Source organism: Pseudoalteromonas sp. S3178 (genome assembly GCF_005886985.1).
Taxonomy (GTDB): domain Bacteria; phylum Pseudomonadota; class Gammaproteobacteria; order Enterobacterales; family Alteromonadaceae; genus Pseudoalteromonas; species Pseudoalteromonas carrageenovora.
Genome location: NZ_PNCW01000476.1, coordinates 1 through 293, shown reverse-complemented (window position 1 = coordinate 293; position 293 = coordinate 1). Strand labels below are relative to the sequence as shown.

1 protein-coding gene is annotated in these 293 nt (G+C 39.2%); it reads left to right on the top strand.

What is annotated here, in order from left to right; genetic code table 11:
• The coding region (locus tag CWC11_RS21820; protein ID WP_138684249.1) for an AI-2E family transporter at positions 1–293 on the top strand (293 nt) is incomplete at both ends.

The following is a 293-nucleotide window of genomic DNA, read 5'->3' as shown; positions in this document are numbered from 1 at the left end:
ATTATATACGGGGCAAGGTGTTTGAAATTGTGATAATTGGTAGTGTCACGTTTATTGCTTTTTATATTTTAGATTTGCGATACGCAGCTTTGTTAGGTGCATTGGTCGGCCTCTCTGTTTTGATCCCATTTATTGGTGCTGCGTTAGTGACTATTCCTGTTGCAGCTGTTGCCTTGTTTCAATTTGGTATTGATACGCAGTTTTGGACGGTATTAATGGTTTATGGTGTAATACAGGCGTTAGATGGTAATGTACTCGTCCCTTTATTATTTTCAGAAGCGGTAGACCTGAAC